The organism is Streptomyces sp. NBC_00341, assembly GCF_041435055.1.
Lineage (GTDB): Bacteria > Actinomycetota > Actinomycetes > Streptomycetales > Streptomycetaceae > Streptomyces.
Map to the genome: position 1 here is coordinate 203,137 of NZ_CP108002.1, position 23,692 is coordinate 226,828.

Annotated in this window: 23 protein-coding genes; 10 read left to right on the forward strand and 13 right to left on the reverse strand. The window is 71.4% G+C overall.

The window, feature by feature from the left end:
* Nucleotides 1-172 precede the first annotated feature (172 nt).
* Together OG892_RS00935 and OG892_RS00940 are read right to left on the reverse strand one after the other, a co-directional pair.
* Complete coding sequence (locus OG892_RS00935; RefSeq protein ID WP_371628153.1) at nucleotides 173-1,591, reverse strand: MFS transporter; 1,419 nt, start codon at nucleotides 1,589-1,591, stop codon at nucleotides 173-175.
* Nucleotides 1,591-2,157 carry a carboxymuconolactone decarboxylase family protein gene (locus OG892_RS00940; protein WP_371628152.1) on the reverse strand — a complete coding sequence of 189 codons (567 nt, stop codon included), beginning with the start codon at nucleotides 2,155-2,157 and terminating at the stop codon, nucleotides 1,591-1,593. Before OG892_RS00940 ends, OG892_RS00935 begins: the two co-directional genes overlap by 1 nt.
* Nucleotides 2,158-2,198: 41 nt before the next feature.
* Between OG892_RS00940 and OG892_RS00945 the strand changes: the two genes are divergently transcribed.
* The 5 genes from OG892_RS00945 to OG892_RS00965 all read left to right on the forward strand — a co-directional run bounded on the left by OG892_RS00945 (nucleotide 2,199) and on the right by OG892_RS00965 (nucleotide 8,276).
* The gene (locus OG892_RS00945; RefSeq protein WP_328868218.1) at nucleotides 2,199-3,662 is read left to right on the forward strand and encodes a PLP-dependent aminotransferase family protein; all 1,464 of its coding nucleotides are present in this window, start codon (nucleotides 2,199-2,201) and stop codon (nucleotides 3,660-3,662) included.
* 157 nt (nucleotides 3,663-3,819) lie between these two features.
* Complete coding sequence (locus OG892_RS00950; RefSeq protein WP_371628151.1) at nucleotides 3,820-4,320, forward strand: hypothetical protein; 501 nt, start codon at nucleotides 3,820-3,822, stop codon at nucleotides 4,318-4,320.
* A gap of 948 nt (nucleotides 4,321-5,268) precedes the next feature.
* Nucleotides 5,269-5,811: a DUF4232 domain-containing protein gene (locus OG892_RS00955; RefSeq protein WP_073738833.1), complete on the forward strand. Its 543-nt coding sequence runs from the start codon at nucleotides 5,269-5,271 to the stop codon at nucleotides 5,809-5,811.
* 984 nt (nucleotides 5,812-6,795) lie between these two features.
* Nucleotides 6,796-7,242 carry a hypothetical protein gene (locus OG892_RS00960; RefSeq protein ID WP_371628150.1) on the forward strand — a complete coding sequence of 149 codons (447 nt, stop codon included), beginning with the start codon at nucleotides 6,796-6,798 and terminating at the stop codon, nucleotides 7,240-7,242.
* Between the two features lie 386 nt (nucleotides 7,243-7,628).
* Complete coding sequence (locus OG892_RS00965) at nucleotides 7,629-8,276, forward strand: hypothetical protein (RefSeq protein ID WP_371628149.1); 648 nt, start codon at nucleotides 7,629-7,631, stop codon at nucleotides 8,274-8,276.
* A gap of 435 nt (nucleotides 8,277-8,711) precedes the next feature.
* Here OG892_RS00965 and OG892_RS00970 read toward each other — a convergent pair whose 3' ends face one another.
* A complete protein-coding gene (locus tag OG892_RS00970) occupies nucleotides 8,712-9,122 on the reverse strand; it encodes a hypothetical protein (RefSeq protein WP_371628148.1) in 411 nt (136 codons plus the stop codon).
* A 608-nt stretch (nucleotides 9,123-9,730) separates the two neighbouring features.
* Here OG892_RS00970 and OG892_RS00975 point away from each other — a divergent pair.
* Both OG892_RS00975 and OG892_RS00980 read left to right on the forward strand, forming a co-directional pair.
* Nucleotides 9,731-10,303: a hypothetical protein gene (locus tag OG892_RS00975; protein ID WP_371628147.1), complete on the forward strand. Its 573-nt coding sequence runs from the start codon at nucleotides 9,731-9,733 to the stop codon at nucleotides 10,301-10,303.
* A gap of 136 nt (nucleotides 10,304-10,439) precedes the next feature.
* Nucleotides 10,440-11,990, forward strand: a complete 1,551-nt coding sequence (locus OG892_RS00980; RefSeq protein WP_371628146.1) for a hypothetical protein — start codon at nucleotides 10,440-10,442, stop codon at nucleotides 11,988-11,990.
* Here OG892_RS00980 and OG892_RS00985 read toward each other — a convergent pair.
* Nucleotides 11,929-12,846: a LysR family transcriptional regulator gene (locus tag OG892_RS00985; RefSeq protein ID WP_328868211.1), complete on the reverse strand. Its 918-nt coding sequence runs from the start codon at nucleotides 12,844-12,846 to the stop codon at nucleotides 11,929-11,931. The genes OG892_RS00980 and OG892_RS00985 overlap by 62 nt on opposite strands.
* 263 nt (nucleotides 12,847-13,109) lie before the next feature.
* On the opposite strand from OG892_RS00985, the gene OG892_RS00990 reads away from it, so the two are divergent.
* The 3 genes from OG892_RS00990 to OG892_RS01000 all read left to right on the forward strand — a co-directional run bounded on the left by OG892_RS00990 (nucleotide 13,110) and on the right by OG892_RS01000 (nucleotide 15,646).
* Nucleotides 13,110-13,733 carry a LysE family transporter gene (locus OG892_RS00990; protein WP_371628145.1) on the forward strand — a complete coding sequence of 208 codons (624 nt, stop codon included), beginning with the start codon at nucleotides 13,110-13,112 and terminating at the stop codon, nucleotides 13,731-13,733.
* A 75-nt stretch (nucleotides 13,734-13,808) separates the two neighbouring features.
* A complete protein-coding gene (locus OG892_RS00995) occupies nucleotides 13,809-14,348 on the forward strand; it encodes an ArsR family transcriptional regulator (RefSeq protein ID WP_073738840.1) in 540 nt (179 codons plus the stop codon).
* Nucleotides 14,345-15,646 (forward strand): MFS transporter, encoded by a 1,302-nt coding sequence (locus OG892_RS01000; protein ID WP_371628144.1) that lies wholly within the window; start codon nucleotides 14,345-14,347, stop codon nucleotides 15,644-15,646. Before OG892_RS00995 ends, OG892_RS01000 begins: the two co-directional genes overlap by 4 nt.
* Before the next feature lie 42 nt (nucleotides 15,647-15,688).
* Here the strand turns inward: OG892_RS01000 and OG892_RS01005 are convergent, their stop codons facing one another.
* The 9 genes from OG892_RS01005 to OG892_RS01045 all read right to left on the reverse strand — a co-directional run bounded on the left by OG892_RS01005 (nucleotide 15,689) and on the right by OG892_RS01045 (nucleotide 23,613).
* A complete protein-coding gene (locus OG892_RS01005; RefSeq protein ID WP_371628143.1) occupies nucleotides 15,689-16,261 on the reverse strand; it encodes a YbhB/YbcL family Raf kinase inhibitor-like protein in 573 nt (190 codons plus the stop codon).
* Nucleotides 16,258-16,827 (reverse strand): isochorismatase family cysteine hydrolase, encoded by a 570-nt coding sequence (locus OG892_RS01010; RefSeq protein WP_371628142.1) that lies wholly within the window; start codon nucleotides 16,825-16,827, stop codon nucleotides 16,258-16,260. The genes OG892_RS01005 and OG892_RS01010 overlap by 4 nt, the downstream gene beginning before the upstream one ends.
* Before the next feature lie 68 nt (nucleotides 16,828-16,895).
* Nucleotides 16,896-18,644 (reverse strand): MFS transporter, encoded by a 1,749-nt coding sequence (locus OG892_RS01015; RefSeq protein ID WP_371628141.1) that lies wholly within the window; start codon nucleotides 18,642-18,644, stop codon nucleotides 16,896-16,898.
* A gap of 37 nt (nucleotides 18,645-18,681) precedes the next feature.
* Nucleotides 18,682-19,122: a MarR family transcriptional regulator gene (locus OG892_RS01020; RefSeq protein WP_328868206.1), complete on the reverse strand. Its 441-nt coding sequence runs from the start codon at nucleotides 19,120-19,122 to the stop codon at nucleotides 18,682-18,684.
* Nucleotides 19,123-19,210: 88 nt separating this feature from the next.
* Nucleotides 19,211-19,843 (reverse strand): HAD-IA family hydrolase, encoded by a 633-nt coding sequence (locus OG892_RS01025; RefSeq protein WP_328868205.1) that lies wholly within the window; start codon nucleotides 19,841-19,843, stop codon nucleotides 19,211-19,213.
* Nucleotides 19,844-19,914: 71 nt separating this feature from the next.
* Nucleotides 19,915-20,328, reverse strand: a complete 414-nt coding sequence (locus OG892_RS01030) for an SRPBCC family protein (RefSeq protein WP_328868204.1) — start codon at nucleotides 20,326-20,328, stop codon at nucleotides 19,915-19,917.
* Nucleotides 20,325-21,344 carry an aldo/keto reductase gene (locus OG892_RS01035; RefSeq protein WP_371628140.1) on the reverse strand — a complete coding sequence of 340 codons (1,020 nt, stop codon included), beginning with the start codon at nucleotides 21,342-21,344 and terminating at the stop codon, nucleotides 20,325-20,327. The genes OG892_RS01030 and OG892_RS01035 overlap by 4 nt, the downstream gene beginning before the upstream one ends.
* A 50-nt stretch (nucleotides 21,345-21,394) precedes the next feature.
* Nucleotides 21,395-22,219 (reverse strand): aldo/keto reductase, encoded by an 825-nt coding sequence (locus tag OG892_RS01040; RefSeq protein WP_371628139.1) that lies wholly within the window; start codon nucleotides 22,217-22,219, stop codon nucleotides 21,395-21,397.
* Between the two features lie 179 nt (nucleotides 22,220-22,398).
* A complete protein-coding gene (locus OG892_RS01045) occupies nucleotides 22,399-23,613 on the reverse strand; it encodes an ROK family transcriptional regulator (protein WP_073738850.1) in 1,215 nt (404 codons plus the stop codon).
* Nucleotides 23,614-23,692: the final 79 nt, after the last annotated feature.

Below are 23,692 nucleotides of genomic sequence, written 5' to 3' on the forward strand. Positions count from 1 at the left end.
GGCCCCGATGGGCTGCCCAATTGCAGTTGAGGGTTGATGGCGAGGACGTGGTGTCAGAGGTGGTCGGCGAGGGAGGCCGCGGCCCGTTCGCGAAGGAGGCACTGCCCGCCGACGGACACGGCCCCCTCTGGGCGACCGGCGAGGGGCGACGGGTGATCGGGTGGTCCTGCGGTCATCGGGTGGCCCTGCGGGGGAAGCCGAGGGCGACCATGGCCGTCAGGGCGATGCCCGCCGTTGCCACGAAGAGCGCGGTACGCGTGCCGTCCACCGTGGCCGCCGCCGAGGTGTGCTCGCCGAGACCCGCGATGCCGACCAGGACCGCCAGGCCCACCGCGCCGCCGATCTGCTGGGCCGTGGACGCCATGCCGGAGGCGATGCCCTGCTCGTGGCCCTCGATGCCCGCGGCGGCGGCACCGAACATCAGGGTGTAGGCCGTCCCCTGGCCGAGGCCGAGGGCCAGGAAGCCGGGGATGAGCGCGGCGTAGGAGCCGTCGGCGGCCATGGCGAGGGCCACCGTCGCGGTGCCCGCCGCGCCGAGCGCCAGGCTGCCGGTCATCGCGGTGCGGGTGCCGAGCCGCGTGGTGGTCCGGCCCGCGAGGAGGGAGCCCGCGGTGATCGCCAGCATCGGGACGAGGTAGGCGAGGCCGGTGCGCAGCGCGCCGTAGCCGAGCACGCTCTGGAAATAGCCGGTGAGGAAGTACGCGAGGCTGCCGATCGTCGCCATGAAGAGGAACGTCACCGCCATGCCGGTGCACAGGCCGCGGCCGCGGAGCAGCCGCAGGGGCATCAAGGGGTCGCGGGTACGGGCCTCGATGAGGACGAAGGCGGCCAGCAGGGTCGCGCCCGCCGTGGCGGAGAGGACGACCGTCGCGGACAGCCACCCCGACTCCGGGCCCTGGACCAGGGCGACGACCAGGCCCGTGACGCCGAGTGTGGAGGTCAGGGCGCCGGGGAGGTCGATCCGGCGGCCGGCCCGCCGGGTTGTGTCGGAGGTGATGAGGCGGAAGGCGGCCACCACCGCGATCAGGGCCAGCGGGACATTGACGTACAGCACCGAGCGCCAGCCGAGGAGTTGAGTCAGTACGCCGCCGAGCAGCGCGCCCACGATGAGTCCGCTGCCGCCCGCCGCGCCCCACACCGAGTAGGCGCGGTTGCGTTCGCGGCCCTCGGTGAAGAGGGTGCCGACGAGGGTGAGCGTCGCGGGGAAGAGGAACGCGCCGCCGATGCCCTGCACGGCGCGGGCCGCGACCAGCAGAGCGGGTCCGGTGGCGAGGCCGCCCGCCAGCGACGAGACCCCGTACAGGCTCAGTCCGAGCACGAACGTGCGGCGTGGGCCGAACAGGTCGCAGGCGCGGCCGCCGAGGAGCAGGAAGCCGCCGAAGGCGACGGCGTACGCGCTGATCACCCACTGGAGGTGCTGCGCGGAGAACCCCAGGCCGCTGCCGATCCGGGGCAGCGCCACGTAGACGATGTTGTAGTCGACGGAGATGATCAGTTGGGCGAAGGCGAGGAGGGCGAGCGTCGCGGCGCTCGCCCTCCCGCTCCGCGCGCGGGCCGGACGTGGGCCGGCCCCCGTCGCCGGGGTCGCCATCAGTGGGCTGCCCTCTCGTCCTCGCCCGCGATCTTCGCGGTGCTCAGGGCGATGCGGTTCCAGGTGTTGATGGTGAAGATCAGGGCGAGGACGCGGGCCAGTTCCGGCTCGTCGAAGTGGCGGGCGGCCTGCGCGTAGACGTCATCGGGAACGCCGTCGTGGGAGACCAGGGTGACCGCCTCGGTCAGGGCGAGGGCGGCCTGCTCCTTCTCGGTGAAGAAGCGACGGGCCTCGCGCCATACGCCGATCATGTGCAGCCTGGCCTCGTCCTCGCCGGCCTTGCGGGCGTCGGAGGTGTGCATGTGGAGGCAGTAGGCGCAGCCGTTGAGGAGCGAGGCACGGATCTGGATCAGCTCGACGAGGGCCGGGTCGAGGCCCTCGCGGGCGGCGGCATCGAAGCCGATGAGGGCCTTGAACGCTTTGGGGGCGGCTTTGGCGAAGTTGATGCGCGGTGCGTGGTCGTGGGCGGTGGCGGGCGCGTGGGGTGCGGTCCGGGTGGTGTGGGGTGCGGTCGGAGTGGTGTGCACTGCGGTCCGGGTGGTGCGCGCGTTGTCTGTCATGATCATGAATCTAGGGCCGTGAAAGACCTCGGGTAAGGTTCATTTTCATGTCGGAATCATGGGTCAATCTGGCGGAGCGCATCGGCAGTGACCTGTATCTGGAGCTGTCGGGTCCCGGCAGTCGCCGCGCCGTTCTCATCCGCGCGCTGCGGGACGCCGTGCGCGAGGGACTGCTCGCGCCGGGCACCCGTCTGCCGCCCTACCGCTCACTCGCCGCCGACCTGGGCCTGGCCCGCAACACGGTCGCCGACGCCTACGCGGAACTGGTCGCCGAGGGCTGGCTGACCGCGCGTCAGGGTTCCGGGACGCGGGTGGCGGAAGGTGCCGCGCCGTCCCCGCGCGCCCGGAAGCCGAAGCCCGCTCCCGTGCGGCCCACCCCCCACCCGCACAACCTGCGCCAGGGCGTTCCGGAGGCCGCCTCCTTCCCTCGCACGGCCTGGCTCGCGGCCGCCCGGCGCGCGCTCGGCGCCGCACCGGACGAGGTCTTCGGGCCCGGCGATCCACGTGGCCGAATCGAGCTGCGCCGCGCGCTCACCGACTATCTGACGCGCGTCCGCGGGGTTCGCGTCGATCCCGAGCGGATCGTGGTGTGCTCAGGCTTCGCGCACGCGCTGCGGCTGCTTTTCGACGGCTCGCGCGGCGCTGGCGGCGCGACGCTGCGCGGTCCCTTCGCGGTGGAGTCGTACGGGCTCCGCTTCCACACCGACATCCTGGAGGGCTCCGGCGTTCGGACGGTACCGCTGGACCTGGACGAACAGGGCGCCCTTGTCGAGCAGTTGGCCGAGAGGCCACGGGTGCGCGGCGTACTGCTCACGCCCGCACACCAATTCCCGACCGGCGGCCCGCTGCACCCGGCCCGACGCGCCGCGGTCATCGACTGGGCCCGCACCAGTGACGGACTGGTCCTCGAGGACGACTACGACGGGGAGTTCCGCTACGACCGCGTGCCGGTCGGCGCCGTGCAGGGCCTGGATCCCGAACGGGTCGTCTACCTCGGCTCCGTCAGCAAGAGCCTGTCCCCCGCGGTGCGCGTCGGCTGGATGGTGCTGCCCGTCCGGCTCGTCGACAGCGTGCTCGCCGCCAAGGGCACACGGGAGGCGTCGGTGAGCGTCCTCGACCAGCTCACGCTCGCCGACTTCATCGCATCCGGGCAGTACGACCGTCACATCCGCCGGATGCGGCAGCGCTACCGGCTCCGCCGCGACCGGCTCGTCACGGCCCTCGCCGAACAGGCCCCGCACATCGCGGCAACCGGCGTCGCGGCGGGACTTCATGCCGTCCTTCGGCTGCCGCCCGGCACGGAGGCGTCCGCGGTCAAGGCCGCGTCCTGGCAGGGGATCGCGCTGGACGGCCTCGCCGGGTTCCGGCACCCTCGGGCCTCGATGCCGGCCAGGGACGGTCTGGTCATCGGGTACTCGACGCCGGCGGAACACGCGTACGGGGCAGCGGTCGAGGCGTTGCTCCGGGCGCTGCCACCCGGCGCCGCCGAGTCCCTGGCCTCGTGGCCGTGAGGCCGCCCCGGTCTTCTCGACCGTCTTCTCGACGACGTACGGGATCCTCGTGAGCTCGGGGCTCCTCGGATCGCGGCCCGGCGAACGGCCCCGTTCTTTACGCGCCCTGCGTGGAGTGGGAAGTTGGAGGGCCGACGGCTCCTGCGGAAGGGATCGCATGGCCTCGGACCACGACATGCTGTGGCCTCGCTGCGCGTACCTGGGTCGTGCCCTGCTGCCACTACTCGACCAGGAGGTGTGGCGCCGGGATCGCCGACGAGAGGGGCTGCGGGGTTGGGGCATCGACACGGCGGTGGGGGAACGGCTCATCGAGGTCATCGCGGCCTTGACAGGCCACGCTGTCGCACTGGACGCTTCCTTGTCCGCAGCCGAGTTCGAGAACCTGCCCCTCAGCACCGTGGCCGACGCGGCGACCGGCAAGTGCGACTTCGAGCTACTCGTCGGACTCCCGGACATCTTCGCCGACGAGCGCGACGAAATCGCCGTCAAGATCTTCCGGCTCTACGCCTACAGAGGCGGCCGGACCAGTCTCCAGCTCATTCGACTGGGCACGGAAGTACGCCGTACGTTGACCGTCCTTGCCGCCCGCGAGCCGTCACCGTCCCCGACGTGCGCGGACATCTTCCGCCGGGCGGCCGCGGCCAACCTGCCGCAGTAGGCACACCGGCTCCGCGCCGTTGCCCCTCACCCGACCGGGTGGCTCCGCAGATCCTGACTCCGTCAACATCCGCTCCTCCAGGTCCAGTACTGGTCCCGGGACTTCGGCCCGGCCCCTGTCATGCGGCTCGCGGCCCACCCGGTGAGGAAGCCCACCGGTTTGGGCAGGATGGCGGCTGACTCCCTGATCCTGCCCCAGAGCGCGCCGCCAAGACGGCCTCCGGCCTCGTCATGATCGACAAGCCGCAGAACGCGAGGGCCGGAGCCCGCCCGCGTTCATATCCGGCCTCAAAGAGGGGAACTGAGCCCCGCTCCCGTGGGCAGGGAATGACCGCCCTGCATGACGTAGGCGAGAGACCGTCCGCGACCAGGGTCGGGAACTCCCGCCGGCTCTCGGTGTACGGGAACATCTCGGCGTCCCTGCCGAAGGCGATCTTCGCCTCGGCCTCCGTGGGACGCCGCAGTCCTTCCGCCAGATCCTCCCCGAAACGGCGGTAGGCACCGCGCATCTTGGGCGGCTGGTCCTCCCAGAGATCCTCGTCGTCCAGCCTCTCCAGGAAGTACGTCTGTGCGTACTGGGTCGGTACGAGGTAGGTGCCGTACTCGGCCGTGAGCGCGTAGGCCGTAGGGGTGGCCAGACAGGCGTGCTCGATGAGCGGATCCAACCGCCCTGTCGACGGCCGGCGGGCGTGCTGCCGTGGGGGTGGGTCGGGTTTGATGCCCGGGTGGGGTCAGGATGTCGCACGCTGCCATCGCTCCCGCCGGGCCGGAACGGACACCGAGCGAGGCCGCGGGCCGCTGCGGTCCTGCCCACACGGCTGCGGTGGGGTGCCCGGCCGTCAAAAAATCTCCCGAACACCGAACCGCTCTGAGACATCACACATCTTCAGGGGCGTAGGCGCGCATCACCTCGCGCGCCGATTCGTACACGAGGGGAACCCGAAACTTCATGAAGAGCAAGCTGACCGTCGTGACCCTAGCGGCCGTCGTCGTCGCCGGGACCGCCACTTTCGCAGTACCGGCGTCGGCCGCCTCCGCCAAAGCGCAGCCGACCCGCTGTCACACCGCTGACTTGAAGGCAGGCTTCGCCCTGGGCGGTGACGCGACGCCGGAGATGAATCAGACCAAGAAGCAGACCCAGGCGTTCATCTGGTTCACCAACCAGAGCAAGCGCACCTGCACCCTGTCCGGCTTCGCCGGTGTCGACATGATCGGCGCTCAGAAGACTGACGGCACCTGGTCGGTGGCGCGTTCATCCAAGAAGGCCCCGAAGTTCCCCCTGAAGCACGGGGACACGGTGGACTTCAGCATCACCCTGCTGCCGGTGGCCAAGTCCACGCCGCAGAAGCAGAAGTTCGTTCCGGCGAAGTTCCTGGTCACCCCGCCGAACGAGACGAAGCACTTCACCCTGAAGTGGCCGTTCGGCGGCCAGATCCTCAAGCAGGATGGCGCCACGCACCCGGCGACCTACCTCAACCCGATCGGGCTGTAACCAAGCGCGCGGCCTCGGAGCCTCCCTCCGGTAACGGGCGCTCACAACAGGGCACTTCTTGGAGACGAGCGTCTCGTGGGCGGCCACGGTCCACGTGGTGGTGGGGGCAAGCGGGGTACGGGCTTCGGCGCCGGATCGCAGTGTGTCGGTCAGGGGCGCCGGGCCTGGTCGCATGACGGTTCGGGGGCGGTCGGGCTGCCGGGGCGCGGTTGCTCGCTGGTCTCGCTGAGGTGACCGGACTGACCGCCGCGTACTCCACTGCGCTCAGGCCGCTGCGGCCGCCGGGCATGAGCCGGGCCGGATCGCCGCCGATCTACCGCCTCACTCACGGTGGACGCCGCTTGCGCCGGCGGATCTCAGCGAGCTTGCCATGGCGACACGAACCGGCCACGGCATTCCACCGCCTTGCCCACTGACCCGACCAGTCGGCTGACCGACGCCACCTGCCCGCCCACGATCCGAGGGGCCCCCGGAAAACCTGGCCACAGCGCCGGAATTCCGCCATGACCTGACAGCGAAATCGCCTCGCTCGCCCAACGGTTGATGATCATGGATACCACTTCATCGCAACCGAAACAGTGAGGCTGGCAGCCCGTCGGCCGCCTGGGCGCCGGGCACCGGGCGCGGAGCTCCCGGTCTCTGCCCGGACGGCCGCAGGCGGGGAGAGTTAAGGACAAATTTCGCCCATAAGGGCTGTTTGAGGTCGTTGGATCATTGTGTGAAGTTTGGGGTGGTGTGTTCGTGTGCAGATTGCGAGTGTCGGCCGTGGAGCATCTGCGGTCACGCACTTCGAGAGGCTTCCTCATGCGCTTCATGCGCACCACTGCTCTTTCCCGGACACTCCTGGTCTCAGTGATCACGGTGACCGGGCTCACCGCCGCCCCTGCCCTGGCTTCCGCGTCGGCCCGTGCCGAGATGGGCAGCGTCCGGGACGTGGGTGGCTTCAGTCTCCTGGGGCTTCCGGGGGGTAATGGGGCTAACGGTGTGGGCACCGGTGGTGGGATCGGCGGCCTGGGCGGTACCGGTGGCGCGGCCGGTGCCAACGGCAATGGCGGCACCGGGGGTGACGGCGGCAATGCAAGCGGCAGCGCCGGCGTCGGTGGCGCGGGCGGTGCCGGCGGCGCCGGGGGTGCCAACGGCAACGGCGGTAGCGGCGGTTCCGGAGGCGGAGCCGCCCTGGGGGGTATCGGAGGCAAGGGCGGTGCGGGCGGTGTCGGCAACGCGGGTGCCGGTATCGCCGGTGGCAGGGGCGGCAACGGCGGAGCGTCCACGGTCGGTGGCGGACACAAGGGCGGTACCGGCGGTGCGGGTGGCGCGGCCAGCCCGGTGTGTCCCGGCAAGCCCGGTGGCAACGGCACTGCCGCCACGTTCACTGCGGACGGCACTACCGGTGCCACCGGCGCCGCCGGAAACTCCACCCTTCCCTGCTGAACCGACCCCCGCGGGGACTGCCGAGCCAGCTCCCGTAGGACGACACGTATCCCTCGGTGCCGCCCCGCCTCTACAGACGCTGTAAATGCGGGGCGGTTCCAGCCTGACGGTCCGGCCCGCAGGCTTACCCGTCCGCACGGTATGCCTGACAGAGAGATGCTTGGGTGCCGCGAAGTTCAGACTTGCCGGGCGCCATGACCTGGCCGTCTATGGCGAGCAGGACATGCCTGCCCCACTGGAAACAGTCCGGGATCTCGCCGACTTCCGGCCGGCCCGCGGCACGAAAACCGGTTCGGGGAACGGATATTCCCCACTTGATTCCGCACCGGCCTGATGCAGTGACCCGCACTGACCCGCGCTTTACCTGAGTCCGAGGAAACCCCGTCATGAACAGGAACCAGACCGCCACTCTCCTCGCCCTGCCCACGTTCTTCGCCGGCGCAGCACTCTTTCTCGGCTCTCCCGTCGCGGCCTCCGCCCTCGCCTGCACCGCCGGCACCGCGGGCGTCGCGGGTGCCAATGGCAACTCCTCCCATCCCAACGGTTTTCCCGGCACCGCGGGCGGCCCCGCGACCGGAGCCGGGGACTGCGCCGGCGGTGCGGGGGGTCCCCCCGGCGGCAACGGTGTTCTGGGCGGTGTCGGCGGTGTCGGCGGCAACGGCGGTGCCGGCCTCGGCAGTGGTTCCGGCGGAGCAGGTGCTCTCGGTGGCAACGCCGGCCCCAACGGCGCCGCGGGCGGCAACGGCGGCAACGGCGGCAACGGCAGCTCCGGTGGCGCCTACCCGGGTGGTGCCGCAGGTATCGGCGGGGCGGGGGGCCTGAGCTCTGGAGGCGCCCTCAACTTCGGCGGCAACGGCGGTGACGGGGGCAACGGCGGCGCCAAGTCGGGTGCCGGCGCCGACGGCGTCTGCGGTATCGGCGGCGCCGGCGGCAACGCCACCGGTGGCCTCCTCTTCCACGGCGGAATCGGAGGGACGGGCGGGACCTTCGGCTTGGGAAGCCCCTGCGCGAACGGAGCCCACGGAACACCGTGACCCACCGCCACCGGTGCCCCGCGCCATCCCCTGGCCGAGGACACCGGGTGCGGCCCCCGCCTGTGACGGCCGCATGCTGACCATCTCGCCACTGAGAGCCGGAGAGCCGACTCCCAGTGGCGAGGAGCCCCCGGATCTGGCGTGCGCACGGACCGGGTAACGCCGGGAAGCGACGGCGTACGCACGGGCCACGGCTGCGTCCCCGCCGTACCCGCTTCCCTGACGCCGTCTCTTGTAGTCCGACCGGTTCTGCCTGGTGTGTTTCCTCAACGGCTCCGACGCGCACCGTCGTGTTCCTGGGACAAGTCCACCAGGGGTGTCAGGACGCCGGGAGGGGCGGGACAGCAACGGGCAGCACACAACCTGCTGCTGCTGCGGCGGTCTTGAGGGCGGGGGCAGCCGCATCGTTGGCCGTTTTCTGGGCCTTGAGGGCCGCTAGGCCTTGCAGGCGGCGACTGCCGCCGCGGCGGCAGTGGCGGCGGTGGCGTCGGCATCGACCGCCGCGTTGGCCGAGGTGACAGCGGCGGCTGCGGTGGCGGTGGCGGTCGTGCTGGCGGCAGCGATGGCGGCCGCGTCCGGCGGGACGGCGGCCAGGGCCGCGGTGAGGGTCTTGAGGGCTGCCGCGGCGCTGGACGCGTCTGCCGCAGCGGCAACCGCAGCGGTACTGGCATTGGTTACGGCGGCAGCAGTAGTGGTCGTGGCGGCGGCGCAGGCTGCGGGGTCGGGGGCGGCCACCCGGGGCGCGGATGCCGGGGCGGCGCCGGCGGGAGCCGTGAGGAGCGCTGCGCCGCCGAGGGTGAGGGCCACGGTGGCCAGGGACGCGGCAGCGATGCGGTGGATCGGCATGCGGAACTCCAGGGGACGAGTAGCGGGGGTTCTCGAGTACCCGGCGGGACAGCCAGAGCGCGGGAACCCGGGGCGGCCCGGGACCGGGCCGACTCACACTGAGAAGAAGATCAGCGAATGTCCCCTATGTCCTGCTGAAGGTCGCGGCCGCGCAGACGAAAGCGCCTTGGGTGAACCCGTTTTGACCATAGATAGGAGATAGTTCAACATCCCGCTGGACCGGCCCGCCCTTGGTGGGGCGCTGATTCGCGCCGCACCACACGTCGTGGTCGTGGCCGTCGGGACCACCCCGGCGTTCCTCCCCCGCTGCGCAGCAGTGGTGGCAACTCAGGGCCGGATGGCGGCGCCAGCGGGACCGCCGGATTCGGCGATACGGGCGGGACGGGCAACTCCGGCGGCCGGCGCGGAGGGAAGACCACCTCCGGAGCGGCAAGACCACCGGCTTCGGCTTCGACCACTTCACCTCCCGCCGCTTCCCGGTCAACGCCGCCACGGCAGCCTGATGGGGCGCTCGCCCATGGTCTGGCGTCGGTCCTGCTCCCCCTCGGGGCGGACCAGCCCTACAACGCGCGGCGGTGCGTCGAACTCGGTACGGCCCAGGTTCGGAAGTGCGCACGTCCGTATCGGCCGTACTCGCCGACGTTGCCTACCGCCGCGCCGCCGAGCGGGTCGGAGAGGAGATCAACGCGCTGCCGGGACCCGAGCAGACGCTTCCCCAGCAGACCGTCCTCCCCGACGGGCAGACGGTGACGTCCGCGAGTGTGCCGTCGGGCGAGCTCCTGGCGGCGCAGCGGGCGAGCGGAGCACCATCGGTTGCCGTCACCTCTGCCCTGGCCCCGGGCTCATTTGCCGTGCGGGCGGCGCTGCCCGTGCTCGGGACGCTGATGTCCGTCCCTGCTCTGCAGCTCCTGGTCACCCGCCGGATGGCAGGGATGACGGCCGAGGCCGCGCCCCGGCCCCGGCAGCACTTCTGGGGGCACGCCGTCATCACCTGGACCGACGGCACCAGGCGCGAAGGGTGGCTGCGGGCAGGTGACGGAATGGACTACACCGCCGACGTCGCCGCAGAGACCGCCATGCGGCTGGTGCGGGGTGGCGCGGAGCCCGGCGCCTATACACCGGCGGCCGCCTTCGGGCCCGGCCTCGCCGTCGCGGCCGGGGGTGCGTTCATCCTCGGCTGAGCCGGCGCGGCGCGCATGGCCGACCGGGCGTCCGTCCTGTGCGCCGGAGCGACGGTGGCCGCGGTTTCGCTGCCGGTCAGCTGCTGGTTCGCTGCTGGTTGTGGGAGCAATTACGGGCCGGGCAGTATGTCTTGCTGTGAACCATGTACTGTGCGGCCTCGCCGTCAACGCGGCTCTGCCCTCCGAGCTGGTCCAGCACCTGATCACGGTCGCGGACGCGGACATCGCCGAGAGCCTGGCCGGCCGTGCCGGCCTCAGCCCCGAGCAGGCGGTCGCCCTGGCCGCCCGGGTCGAGGAGAGTGCCGAACGGCTCGCGTACGAGGGGCTGCTGACCGCCGCCGACATCGATCCCGTCACACAGCCGGGCGCCGCGCTCGCCCTGCTCGACGCGCGTGCCGGGGATCCGCAGTGGGCACGGCTCCTCGCCACGGACCCGGATGTCCGGCGCCGGGAGAAGCTGGCCGCCTGCCCCGGGCTTCCGGACGATGTACGGGAGACGCTCGCCGCCGACCCGGACATCCGGGTCGTCGCGGAGCTGGCGCTGTGGACAACAGCCGACATGGCGGCCCGGCTTGCCCGTCATCCTCATGAGGAGGTCCGCCGCGCGGCCGCGGCGAACGAGGCCACGCCACCGGGCCTCCTGGCCGCGCTCGCCACCGGTGAGGGGCTTCCCCCGGCGGAACGGTGCCTGGTCTGCGACAGCGTGGAAGTGCCGTTCACGCACGACCCGTACTGTCCGCGGCCCGACTGCGATCTGCGTTCCGGTGCTTCCTGCGACGGCTCGCACGAGTCCACCGTCCATGAGACGGCCGAGCGGGTCCTGCGGAACCCCGCCGCGCCGGTCGAGGCCCTCCTCCGGTTCGCCGGTCACCCCTCCATGATGCTGCGCTGGGCGCTCGCCGCCCGCCCCGGACTGCCGCCGGAGACAGGGCTGAAGCTCGCGGACGATCCCGTTCCCGGAGTCCGGGCCGAGCTCGCGGGGAACCCGGGGATCGACGCGGCGCTCATCCGGAAGCTGGCCGCCGACCACGGTCACGATGTGCGGCGCACACTCGCACACAACCCCCGCCTGCCGCTGGACGTACTCCCCCGGCTTGCGGCCGCCGTCAGGATCGGACCGACGCTGCTGCCGCGGATCTCCGCCGCCACCGCCTCCGAGGCCGAGGATCTTTCCCGCTCGTCGAGTCCCTCGGTACGGATGTTCCTGGCCCAACGACGGGATCTGCCGGCCGGGGTCCGCGACAGGCTTGCCGCCGACCCCGACGCGAAGGTGGTCAAGTCCATAGCAGCGCACCCGGGCCTGTCGGAGGATCAGCTGCGGACGATGGTCGAACGGCACGGAGCCCAGGTCATGACCGGGGTGGCGGCCAATCCGGAGGCACCGTCGGCCCTGCTTGAGGAGTTTTCCCGCCATGTTCCACCGGCCCGCAAGGCACTGCGTGAGATCGCCCGGCACCGCCACGCGACGGGACCGGCGCTGCTCGGCTGTCTCGCCGACAGCCGGGCCCGGCCCCTGGCCGCCCGTCACCCGGCCCTTCCGCCCCTGACCATCGTCGAACTGCTCGCCGACGACGACTGGCAGGTGGTGGAGGCCGCCGCCGCCAACCCCTCGCTGCCGCCGGCCGTCATGAGAGATCTGGTACCCGGAGCCGAGCGGACTCCCGCAACGCCCACAGCCCGTCACTGACCAGGGGTGTGCTCCCCCCACCGCGTCGAACGAAACCGACCAGCCGCCGCCTCGGTAGCACATCGCCGGTCAGCGGTACGCGTACGAGCTCATAGCCCTGCGGGAACGTCGCGAGGCGGGGCAGCAGGCAGATGCCGTGGCCGCCGGCGACCAGCGCCGCGATCGCGGACCAGTCGACGGCGTTGTGGGTGACGCGGGGTGAGAAGCCCGCTGCCGCGCACGCCGAGGTGAGCAGCAGGTGCTGGTCCCGGGGGTCGCCGGCGCGGAGCCAGGTCTCGGTGTCCGCCTCGTGCAGTTCGACCGCGGCGCGGTCGGCGAACCGGTGGCCACGCGGGACCAGGAGGTCCTGCGGCTCCTGGAGGAGCAGGTGCTGTTCGAAGCGTTCGTCGTCGGCGGCGGGCGTGCCAGGGGCGGGAATGACGATGGCGATGTCGCGTTCACGGGTCAGCAGCATTCGGAAGCGGTCGGCCTCCGGATCCTCGCCGATGTAGTACGTCATCCCCGGATGCCGGGAGAGCAGCCGGGCGACGGCCGGTATTACCAGGGGGCCGAGCGCCGTCGCCACCGAGGTGATACGCAGCTCACCCGGGCCGTTGTTCCGGTGCGCGGCCAGGTCTGCGGCGGCCCGCTCCCACTGGGCGTGCAGGACGTCCGCGTGTTCGACGAGTGTGCGGGCGGCGGGCGTGAGCCGGACCCGGCGGCCGTGCGGTTCGAGCAGACGCACATTCAGCTCGGCGGCGAGACGGCGCAGCTGCTGAGAGACGGTCGAGGGGGTGAGGTGCAGGGACTCTGCCGTGGCGGTGACGGTACCGGTCTCGGCAAGTACCCGGAGGGTCTGCAGACGCGGGTCGATCATGTGGCTTCCTCACACGATTCCGTGCACAACTCTTCGATGGACGCGAACGATCTTAGTCCTCCAGTCTGAACGTCGGACCGGTTCTCTCACCTGGTCCTCGCGGCGCTGTCGCCGCCCTCCCGTCGAAGGAGCAGCTGAACCATGATCAAAGATGTTGAGGTGGCCGTCTCCGACGCGTCCGCATGCTGCCAACGCCCGTTCATCGGTGGGGCGGTGGAGTCCGGCCGGTCGGGAGGGGTGTCCGTGCGCGGCGGGGCCACGTCGTGACCGCCGCGGTCGTCGCCGGGCTGCTCGCCGGATACGGCCTCGCGATGCCGGTCGGGGCCGTCGCCGTGCTGATGGTGAACATGACCGCGGCGACCTCGTTTCGGACCGGTGCCGCGGCCGCGCTCGGCGCGGCCACCGCCGACTCGGGCTATGCGGTGGCGGCGGTTCTCGGCGGCAGCTCGCTGGTGGTGGCCGTGCGGCCGGTGCTGGGACCGCTGCGCTGGGCCGCCTTCGCGATACTGGCCGTCATGGCGGCGCGCGTCCTCCGTGCGGCGCTGCGACGCGGGCCTGATGCCGCCGCGGACGCCACGGCCCACCCGCCCGTCACCCCGCTGCGCGCCTACGTCACCTATCTGTCGCTGACCGCGCTCAACCCGTGGCCCGCCATCTACTTCGTCACGCTCGTGTTCGGGCAGCAGGCTCAACAGCCCATGAGCGGAGCCGAGTCGGTCGTCTACCTGACCGCCATCACCTTCGCCTCCGCGAGCTGGCAGCTGCTACTGGCCGGCGGCGGGCGGCTGCTCGGGGGCGCCCTCACCGGTCCTCGCGGCCGTACTGTCACCGCCGCGGTCTCCAGCTGCCTGATTCTCGGCCTCGGTCTGCACATGGCCGTCGGCTGACGCCGGACAGCGAATTCCGCATGACCTGACGGAAACCCCTTGCCCAATGGTCAAGAAACGTTGACCATTGAGCCCATGCCTACCGATGACCTTCCCGAGACGCTTCACGTCACCACCGAGGAGCAGCTGCGCGCCGTCTCCAGCCTCACGCGCCACCGGATCATGGCCGTGCTCCGCTTCGAGCCTGCGACGATCACGCAGATCGCCGGGCGGGTGGGCCTCGCGAAGGGGAGTTCCAGCTATCACGTGCGGCTGCTCGAGCGGGCCGGTCTGGTGAAGGTCGTGCGGACGCGGAAGGTGCGGGGGGTCACCGAGCGGTACTACGCGATGGCCGCGCGGGCGATCGTGCTGCCGGATCCGGGGACCGGACAGCCGGATGTGCTGATGCGGCATGCGGTGGCGGACCTGGAAGCGGCGCCCGTGGACGGCGAGCGGTACGTACGGATGGCTCATCTGCGGCTCACCGAGGAGCAGTTCGCGGAGCTGGGGGCACGGCTGGAGGAGCTGGCCGACGAGTACCGGCAGCTGTCGGATCCGTCGCTGCCGGACGTGTCGCTCGCCTTCGCCCTGTTCCGGCCGGGGCCGCGCGAGCAGGCCGAGGGGGAAGCCAAGTGACCTCTGAAATACGGAAGTTGCCGACCGGGTTCGGGCGGCTGTGGACCGCTCAGACCGTTTCCTCGCTCGGTGACGGCGTGACACATGCCGCGCTGCCGCTGCTCGCGTTGACGCTGACACGGGATCCGATGGCGCTCGCCGCCGTGACGGCCGCCGGGACGCTGCCGTGGCTGCTCTTCGGGGTGGTCGGCGGCGCCCTGATGGACCGCTGGGACCGCCGGCGCACGATGTGGGTCGCGGACAGCGCTCGTGCGCTGCTGCTGGCGATACCGGCGGCGGCCGCCGCGCTCGACGTGCTGAGCATCGCGCTGCTCGCGGCCGTCGCCTTCCTGCTCGGCCTCGGCGGACTGTTCTTCGACACGGCCGCCACCGCCTATCTGCCCGATCTGCTCGGCCGCGACCCCGTACACCTGGAGCGGGCCAACTCCCGGCTGCGGGGCGCCCAGACCGCCATGTCGGGATTCGCCGGGCCGCCCGCGGGCAGTGCGCTGCTCGCGCTCGGGCGGGCCGTTCCGCTGGTCGCCGACGCGGTGTCGTTCGCGCTCTCCGCACTGCTCGTACGGTCGCTGCCCGCCGTGCCCCGGCCTGCCGGGGGCGTCGTCCGCGCGTCGCTGCTCCGGGAGGCGCGGGAAGGGGCCTCGTACGTGTTCCGGGACCGGTTGCTGCTCGGGCTCGCGCTCCGCCCGGCGGTCGGGAACGTGGCCTTCCTCGCCGTGGAGACCGTCCTCGCCCTCTTCGCGCACGACCGTCTCGGCATCGGCTCCTTCGGCTTCGGCCTGCTGCTCACGGCCGAGGCCACCGGCGGGCTGCTCGGTGCGGGCACCGCCTCCTTCCTCGGCCGGCGGCTCGGCACCGGCACCGCGCTGACCTGCACGGCCGCGGTCGAGGGGCTTGCCGTCCTGGGGCTTGCCGCCGCCCCGAATCCGTACGTGGCCGGGTTCGCGCTCGCCGTCTGCGGGGCGGGCATGGGCGCCACGATGGTGCTCGCGCCCTCCCTCCGGCAGGCGATCGTCCCGGCCCGGCTGATGGGGCGGGTCTCCTCCACCTCCCGCATGCTCGCCATGTGCGCGGCCCCGTTCGGTGCTTTCGCCGGAGGATGGCTGGCCACCGCGTACGACATCCGCACCCCGCTCTACGCCGCCGCCGGACTTCTCCTCACCATGACGGCCCTCACCGCGACCATGACCGGCAACCGCCGCGTCGAGGCCGCGCTGCGGGGCGCCGCACCGGCCGGCGGTCCGGCTCGGCCGTTGTCCGAGGGGCCTGTTCGGGAGGGTGCGACCGGCTCGTCGTCGTGAGCCGGTCGCGGAAGGTGTCGCGATGACCTCATGTGCCCGCGGTCAGCGTTCGTAGGTGCCGGTCAGCCGGGATCGGGCGAGGACGGGTGCGGTGACGGCGCCCAGGAGTGCGCGGGGCCGCGCCCGGTCGGCCGCCGCCGCGCCGGAGGCGCCGTCCACAGGAGCCGCGAGGGCGAACAGCTGGAAGGTGTAGCGGTGTGGTCCGTGGCCCTTGATGGGCGCGGGGCCGTGGTAGCCCCGTCCGATGGTGGAGCGGAGCACCCGCACCCCGGTGGCGGGCCGCCGCGCGTCGAGGGCGCCGTGGGCGAGCTCTCCGGATGCCGGGTCGACGAGGGCCACGCAGTGCACGGCAGGCCTGGGCAGGGGGACGTCGATGTCCTCGACGACCAGGAGGAGTTGGGCGGTTCCGGATGGCGGCGCCGTCCAGGCCAGGTGGGGCGACAGGTTCTCGCCGCCGATGTTCTTCGCACCGTGTCGCGGTGGCATGGGGTCGCCGTGGGCGAAGTCCCGGCTGGTGAGGGTCAGTAGTGCGGGGCCGTGGAGGTTCGGCAGGTTCCACGCCGTGTGGGCCTCGCCCGCTCTGCGGTTGTTCAGGAGCCTGCCGAGCAGCGTCATCGTGTCGCCTCGACCATGTCGAGGACCTCGGCGGTGGTGGCGGTTTCACCGATCTTGGGAAAGACGCGTTCGATGCTGTGGCGGTGGGCCTCGGGATCGGGGTCGCCCATGGCGTCGGTGGCCATCACGACGTGGTACCCGTAGTCGGAGGCCGAGCGTGCGGTCGACTCGACGCCCGCGCTGGTCGAGATGCCCGCGAGCACGATCTGGGTGACGCCCAGGTCTCGCAGGAGGGTGTCGAGGCCGGTGTCGTGGAACGCGCTGCGCCGCCGCTTGGTGATCAGGTGGTCGGCCGGCTGGACATCGAGTTCGTCGATGAGGTCTGCCCAGCCGGCGGGCAGGCCGCCGTTGCTCCCGGGCCGTCCGGTGTCGGTACGCCCCGACGCGCGTCCGGTGACGTTGACGAGGACCACGGGCAGGTCGTGACGCCGGAAGGAGGCGGCCAGGTGAGTCGCCCGGCCGACAGCGGCGGTGGCGAGTGGACTGCCGGCCAGGGCGGAGACGATGCCCTTCTGCAGGTCGATCACGACGAGCGCGGGCCTGGGATCGATCGTTGTCAGTGTCATGCGGTTGTTTCTCCTGTGTATGCCGGCCGGTTGCCTGGCCAAACGGTTCGGTGGTCTCGGCCGCTGAGCTACCCCTGCGGTCGCGCGAGGGGGTCGGCGGCCTGGGTCTCGTGCGGCGTTGGGGCCTTGGCGGCGGGGTTGCTGCCGCGCAGGACGGAGGCGATCGCGGCGAGCAGCGCGAGAGCGGCGCCGAAGGCGAACACGATGATCAGGCCGGAGTGGAACGGGCCGGCGATCAGGGACGGGAAGAACTCACTTCCGGTCAGGGCCTGTTGCTGCGCCTCGGTGAGGTGAGTGAGAGCGCCGGTGGGCTGGAGCAGGTGCTGGATCGGATTGACTCCCAGCTGGGCGGCGAAGAGCGACGAGACCGGGGGCAGGCTGCCGACCTGGGCGGCGACCTGCGCCGGCACGCCTTGCTGCTGCAGTGCGCTGGTCAGCGTGTGCGGGAGGCTGCCGGCCAGCCCGGCGATCATGAGGGAGAAGAACACGCCGATGGAGACGGCGGTGCCGGAGTTCTGGAATGTGGCACGCATGCCGGAGGCGACGCCACGCAGCCGCGCGGGGACACTGCCCATGATCGAGGAGGAGTTGGGGGAGGCGAACATGCCGCTGGCGATCCCGTTCAGCGTGATCAGCACAGCGAATATCCAGTAACTGAAGTCGATCGGCAGGAACATCAGTCCCAGGAAGCTCGCGCCGAACAGCAGCGCACCGCCGGTCGCCAGGCCCCGGGAACCGATCCGGTCGGACAGATAGCCGGAGACGGGACCGGCGGCGAGAAATCCGGCCGTCAGCGGCAGCATGAAGATGCCGGCCCACAGGGGCGTGTCGCTGTAGTCGTAGCCGTGCAACGGCAGCCAGATGCCCTGCAGCCAGATGATCAGTACGAACTGCATCCCGCCTCGGCCGATCGAGATGGCCAGTCCCGCCAGGTTGCCGAAGGTGAAGGCCCGCAGGCGGAACAGGCTCAGTTCGATCAAGGGTGCGGAGACGCGGTTCTCGATGACGACGAACGCGGCCAGGAGGATCAGTCCCCCGGCTATCAGTCCGTCAGCCAGCGGATTGGTCCAGCCCATGGTGTGCCCGCCGTAGGGCTGCAGGCCGAAGGTGACCGCGATCAGGACCGCGCTGAGTCCGACCGCGAAGGTGACGTTGCCCCACCAGTCGATCCGGCCGCCGCCGCACTTTCCGGTCTCCCGCAGGGTGCGGTAGGCCCAGACCGTGAAGAACACCCCGACCGGCACGTTCACCCAGAACACCGCCCGCCAGTCCCAGGCCGCCAGCAGTCCCCCGGCGACCAGACCGATGAACATCCCGGCCAGGGCGGCGACCTGATTGATGCCCAGGGCGAAGCCGCGCTGTTCCTCGGGAAACGCGTCGGTCAGGATCGCGGCCGAGTTCGCCGTCAGCATCGAGCCGCCGACGGCCTGCAACAGGCGCCAGGCGATCAGCCACATCGCTCCGTGGCCCCCGTCGAACGGGTCGAAGGACAGCAGTATCGAGGCGAAGGTGAAGACCGCGAACCCGGAGTTGTAGATCAGGACCCGGCCGTACATGTCTCCCAGTCGCCCCACCGTGACCACCAGGACGGCCTGGACCAGCCGGTACCCCATGATCATCCACAGCAGGTAGGCGATGTTGCCCGGGGCCAGCGGGTCCAGGTGCACACCCCTGAAGATGGCCGGCAGGGCGATCAGCACGATGGAGCCGTCCAACGCGGACATGAAGACCGCGGCGGTCGTGTTCGTCAGTGCCGTCCACTTGTACCGGTCACCGGGCGAGCTGCGCGTGGCGCGCGTCCTGGCTGGGTCCGTCATCCGCCTGACTCCTCGTGGTCGCGTCGGTGCCGGATGTTCAGATGTTCTGGGCCAGCCGGTCCAGCAGTGGCCCTGCCGCCGCGAGCTGTTCCAGCTCGGCCGGAGTGAACGCGCCGCCGGCCAGGGCCTGGGCGATGAGCTCGGTGCGCGCGTTGCGCTTGTCCTTCAGCTCCCGCCGGCCGGCCTGGCTCACCGTCAGCACCACGCGCCTGCCGTCGTCCGGGTCGGGGCTGCGCTCGACCAGGCCCCTGGACCTCAGCGCGGCGAGCGTCGCCCCCATGGCCTGGGCGGTGATCTGCACGTCCCGGGCCAGCGCGGAGGACGTGGTGGGCCCCGAACGCTCCAGATGCGACAGAGCGGTCCGCTCGGGCATCGTGAGCCCGCCCCCGGTGGGCACCTGCCGCACACGCCGCAGCAGCGCGCCGACGCCCACGAGCAGGGAGGCGGCGACCTTTCCGGGATCCAGATCTTCATTCATGTACTAAGGCTACCTTATCAACCAGCCTTATTTGTTTTTGAACGCGATCGGGCTCTCGGCACACCTGTTGCGGCGTCGACCGAGGAACTCAGCCGTCCAGCAGGGACCCGAGCGCCGACTGGAGGTCTGCTGGTCCGCGGTAGTGCACGCCGGTCATCCCGAGCGCGACCGCGGCTTCGATGTTCTCCAGCCGGTCGTCCACGAAAAGGCATCGGTCCACGGTGACGCCGGCCCGCTCGGCAGCGATCTCGTAGATCTTCGGGTCCGGCTTGGCCACCCCCACCCGGGCACTGCTCACGACGTGGTCCGCGAAGTCCGCCAGCCCCAGCGACACCAGATCGCTCTCCAACTCCAGGGTCGCGTTGGTCACCAGGACCAGGGGCATGTGAGCGCGCGCCCGACGGAGCAGGCCCACCACCGCCTCGTCGGCGCGGAACGGCGCCTCGGCAAGCGCCGCGCCCAGTTCGTGAGCCCGCGCCCGTGGCACCCGGCAGGACAGGCCGAGCGCGATGGACTCCACCCACTGCTTCTGCGTGATCTCACCGAGGAGCAGTGGCAGATCCGTCTCCGGCGCGAAGGCCACTTCCATGGTCGTGCCCGGGGCCAGCCCCGCGAGGCGCTCCAGGCTCGTCAACCGCGTCGTGTCATAGAACCGGATCACGTTGTCGAAATCGCACAGCACCGCGTCGAAGGCCCTGCCGGAGGGATGAGAAGTCGTCACCGCCCCTGGATAGCACAGGGGCGGTGAGCGGCTGGTGTCTCAGGTGTCCTTGTTCCGGAGTGCCCGCCGGGTCAGGCGGCGAGGGTCTTCTCCAGTGCGGCGAGTCCGTCGCGGTAGATGCCCTCGAAGAGGGCGGTCGCCTCGCCGTCGGCGACTCCGTCCGGCGTGAACGTTCCCGACCACTCCACCCTGGACCCCGCCGCGCCCAGGTCGACAACCTGGAGCGTGGAGCGGTAGCCCGTGACCGGGAAGGGGGCCCGGACTATGGAGTAGGCGTAGCTGCGGGCCTGCTCGTCGAAGGACTCCAGGCGTTCCACGATGACGCCGCCCTCCTCGTTCGTCAGAGTGCGCAGCCGGGCACCCTCGCCGAGCCGGCTCTCCTTGATGTACGGGAGCCAGTCCGGCAGGGAGCCGAAACCGCCGATGAGCTGCCAGACCCGGTCCGCGGACCACGCGGTGGTGAGGGTGACGGTGGTGGCGGTCATGACGCCTCCCGCACCGGAACGGGTGCGTCATGGGCGATGATCTTCTGGTCCCGCAGTGACTTCCAGAAGGCGTACGACACGTTCTCGGTGAGGGCGCCGAGATCCTCGGCTATGCGGCTGGGGCGGGTCGCGCCGGGGATGGCCGCGGCGACGGCCGGGTGCGCCAGGACGAACTGGAGCGCGGCGGACTTGATGCCGATGCCGTGCTCCTGCGCCAGTGCCTTGATCCGGCTCACCTTCTCGACGATGCCGGCGGGCGCCTCGGCGTACTCGTAGTGGTTGCCGCCGGCGAGGATGCCGGAGCTGTAGGGTCCGCCGACGACGATGTCGACGTCGCGCTCGGCCGCGGCGGGCAGCAGGCGCTGCAGGGCCCGTGAGTGGTCGAGCAGGGTGTAGCGGCCGGCGAGGAGGAACGCGTCGGGGCGGGGCTCGTCCAGGTCCAGTGTCATCTCCAGCGGTTCGACCTTGTTGACGCCGAGCCCCCAGGCCTTGATGACCCCCTCCTCGCGCAGCCGGGTCAGGGCGCGGAACGCACCGGTGCGGGCGCTCTCGTACATGGCCAGCCAGTCGTCGCCGTAGAAGTCCTGGGCGATGTCGTGGACCCAGACGATGTCGAGGCGGTCCGTCCCGAGGCGCTTGAGGCTGTCCTCGACGGAACGCAGCGTCGCGTCGGCGCTGTAGTCGTTGACGATCCTGTTGGGGCGTCCGTGCTCGAAGAGGGCGCCCTTTTCTCCGAGTCGGCGGCTCGCGGGGTCCTCGACCTCGTCGAGGATGACCCGGCCGACCTTGGTGGACAGGACGTACTCCTCGCGCGGCTTGTCGGCGAGGACGTGGCCGAGGCGGATCTCGGCGAGGCCTGCGCCGTACAGCGGGGCGGTGTCGAAGTAGCGGATGCCCTGGTCCCAGGCGGCCTGCACGGTGGCGGCGGCCTCTTCGTCGGGGATGGCGCGGAACATGTTGCCCAGGGGCGCGGTGCCGAAGCCGATGCGGCCGGGCAGCAGGGAGCGGATGGTCATGGTGGTGCCTCGATCTTGTGCGTGGGGGGTGTGGTGGTGGCCGGCGAGTGTCAGTTGAGGGTGTCGGAGTCCGGGCCGGTGCGCAGGGCGCGGTCCAGGGCGGTGAGGGCCTCGATGTCCTCGGTGCTCAGCCTGAAGCCGAAGACGTCGAGGTTCTCGCGGATGCGGGCCTCGGTCACCGACTTGGGGATGACCACGTTGCCGGTCTGCAGGTGCCAGCGCAGGACGATCTGGGCCGGGCTCCTGCCGTGCTTCGCCGCGAGCGAGACGACTGCCTCGTCGCTCAGGACGGCGCCCTGGGCGAGCGGGCTCCAGGCCTCGGTGGCGATGCCGTGGCGGGCGTGGAAGTCGCGCAGTTCCCGCTGCTGGAGGCCGGGGTGCAGCTCGATCTGGTTGACGGCAGGGACGACGGAGGCGCTCTTCAGCAGGCGCTCCAGGTGGGCGGGCTGGAAGTTGGAGACGCCGATGGCGCGGGTGCGCCCGTCCGCGAGGAGCTTCTCCAGGGCGCGCCAGGTCTCTGAGTAGAGGTCGCGGGCCGGGGTCGGCCAGTGGATCAGGTAGAGGTCGACGTGATCGAGCCCGAGCTTGTCCAGGGAGGCGTCGAAAGCGGTCAGCGCGGAGTCGTAGCCCTGGTCGGCGTTCCACAGCTTGGTGGTGATGAACAGCTCGTCACGGGCGATGTCGGATTCGGCGAGCGCGCGGCCGACGCCCCGCTCGTTGCCGTAGACCGCGGCGGTGTCGATGCTGCGGTATCCGGCATCGAGGGCCGTGGCGACGGCGGCGGTGGTCTCCTCGTCGGGGACCTGGAAGACCCCGAAGCCGAGCTGCGGCATGGTGACGCCGTTGTTGAGGGTGATGGTCGGGATGGAGCTCATGATGTCTCGTTCTCTCCGGGGGGGCACGCATGCAACAGCGCCTTACAAGCGATAACAATAATTGCATGCGCGGGCTATTGCAAACGCATCATGACGGCTTGCGCCTTATGCCCTGGGGAGCCCCGGCCCGCATGCCCTGGGGCTCCCCCGGCCCGTGTGCCCCCTCGCCCGTTGTCCCCTCAGCCCAGCAGCAGCGACCTCGGCTGGGCGGAGAGCGCCCGGTCCAGGACGAGGGAGGCCGCACCGACGGCGGCCACGTTCTCGCCCAGGGTGGTCGAGGCGACGGTCGTGGCATGGGTCGCCCTGACGAACGGGGACCTGGCCACCATCGGCTCGATGGTGGCCAGGAGACGCTCACCCAGCACGTGCCAGGCAGGTCCGCCGAAGACGATGCTGTCGACGTCGAGGAGGGTCGCCGCCGCGCACACCCCCCGGCCGACGCGCAGCCCCAGGCGCTCGATGATGCCGTCCGCCTGGGCGTCCCCCTCCGCGGCGAGCCGCCCGAGGCGCTCCAGGCCGCTCTGCGCGTCGGCCGGATCGAGCACGGTGTACTCGCCCCCGAGCACGCCGAGGGCGATGGCCTCCTCGACCAGGGTCCGCGTCGAGCAGGCGGCGCCGAGCCCGCCCACCTCGCCCGCGTTCCCGGAGACGCCGCGCAGCACGGTGTCGTCCACCACCAGCCCCATGCCGGACCCCGTACCGAGGTAGAAGAAGAGCAGGTTGCGGCTGTCGGTGGCCGCTCCCGCCCAGCGCTCGGCGACGACGGCGGCCGTGACGTCCTTGTCGAGCAGGGCCGGGAACCCGGTCGCCTCGCTGAGCCGGTCGCGCAGCGGATAGCGGCCCCAGCCATGCAGTTCGGGCGGCTCCACCACCCACCCCGCGGTGACGTCGATGGGGCCCGGCGCGGCGATGCCGAGGCCGAGGATCCGTCCGTCGTCGATCCCGGACTCCGCCACGATCCCGGACACGGACGCGGCCATGTCCGCGACGGTGCCGTCGGTGTCGCCGCCACTGGGGGTACGCCGGCTGCGCTGGGCCACGACCTTCCCGAGCAGGTCCACCAGGACGCAGGTGATCACGGCGGGGTCGAGATGGACACCCACCGCGTACCGGGAGGTGGGGACGATCTCCAGCAGGGTGCGGGGCTTTCCGCTGCCGGTGTTGTGCTTGCCCGACTCGCGGGCGAGGCCCTGGTCCAGCAGGCGTCGGGTGATGTTGGAGACGGTCTGCGCGGACAGCCCGGTGGCCTGCGCGAGCTCCACCCGGCTCAGGCCGCCGCGCCCCCGCCGGCGGATGGCGTCGAGGATCACGGACTCGTTGAAGTCCCCCATCCTCGGCAGGTTGGTGCCACGCCGGATGGCGCCCTTCTCCGTGCTCGCCGTCTTGCTCGTCAACGTGCCTCTCCCAGCCTCGGCGCGCGGCGGCGGCGAAATCGCCGCCTCGCCTGCGACGGCAACAGAATCGATGGAATGG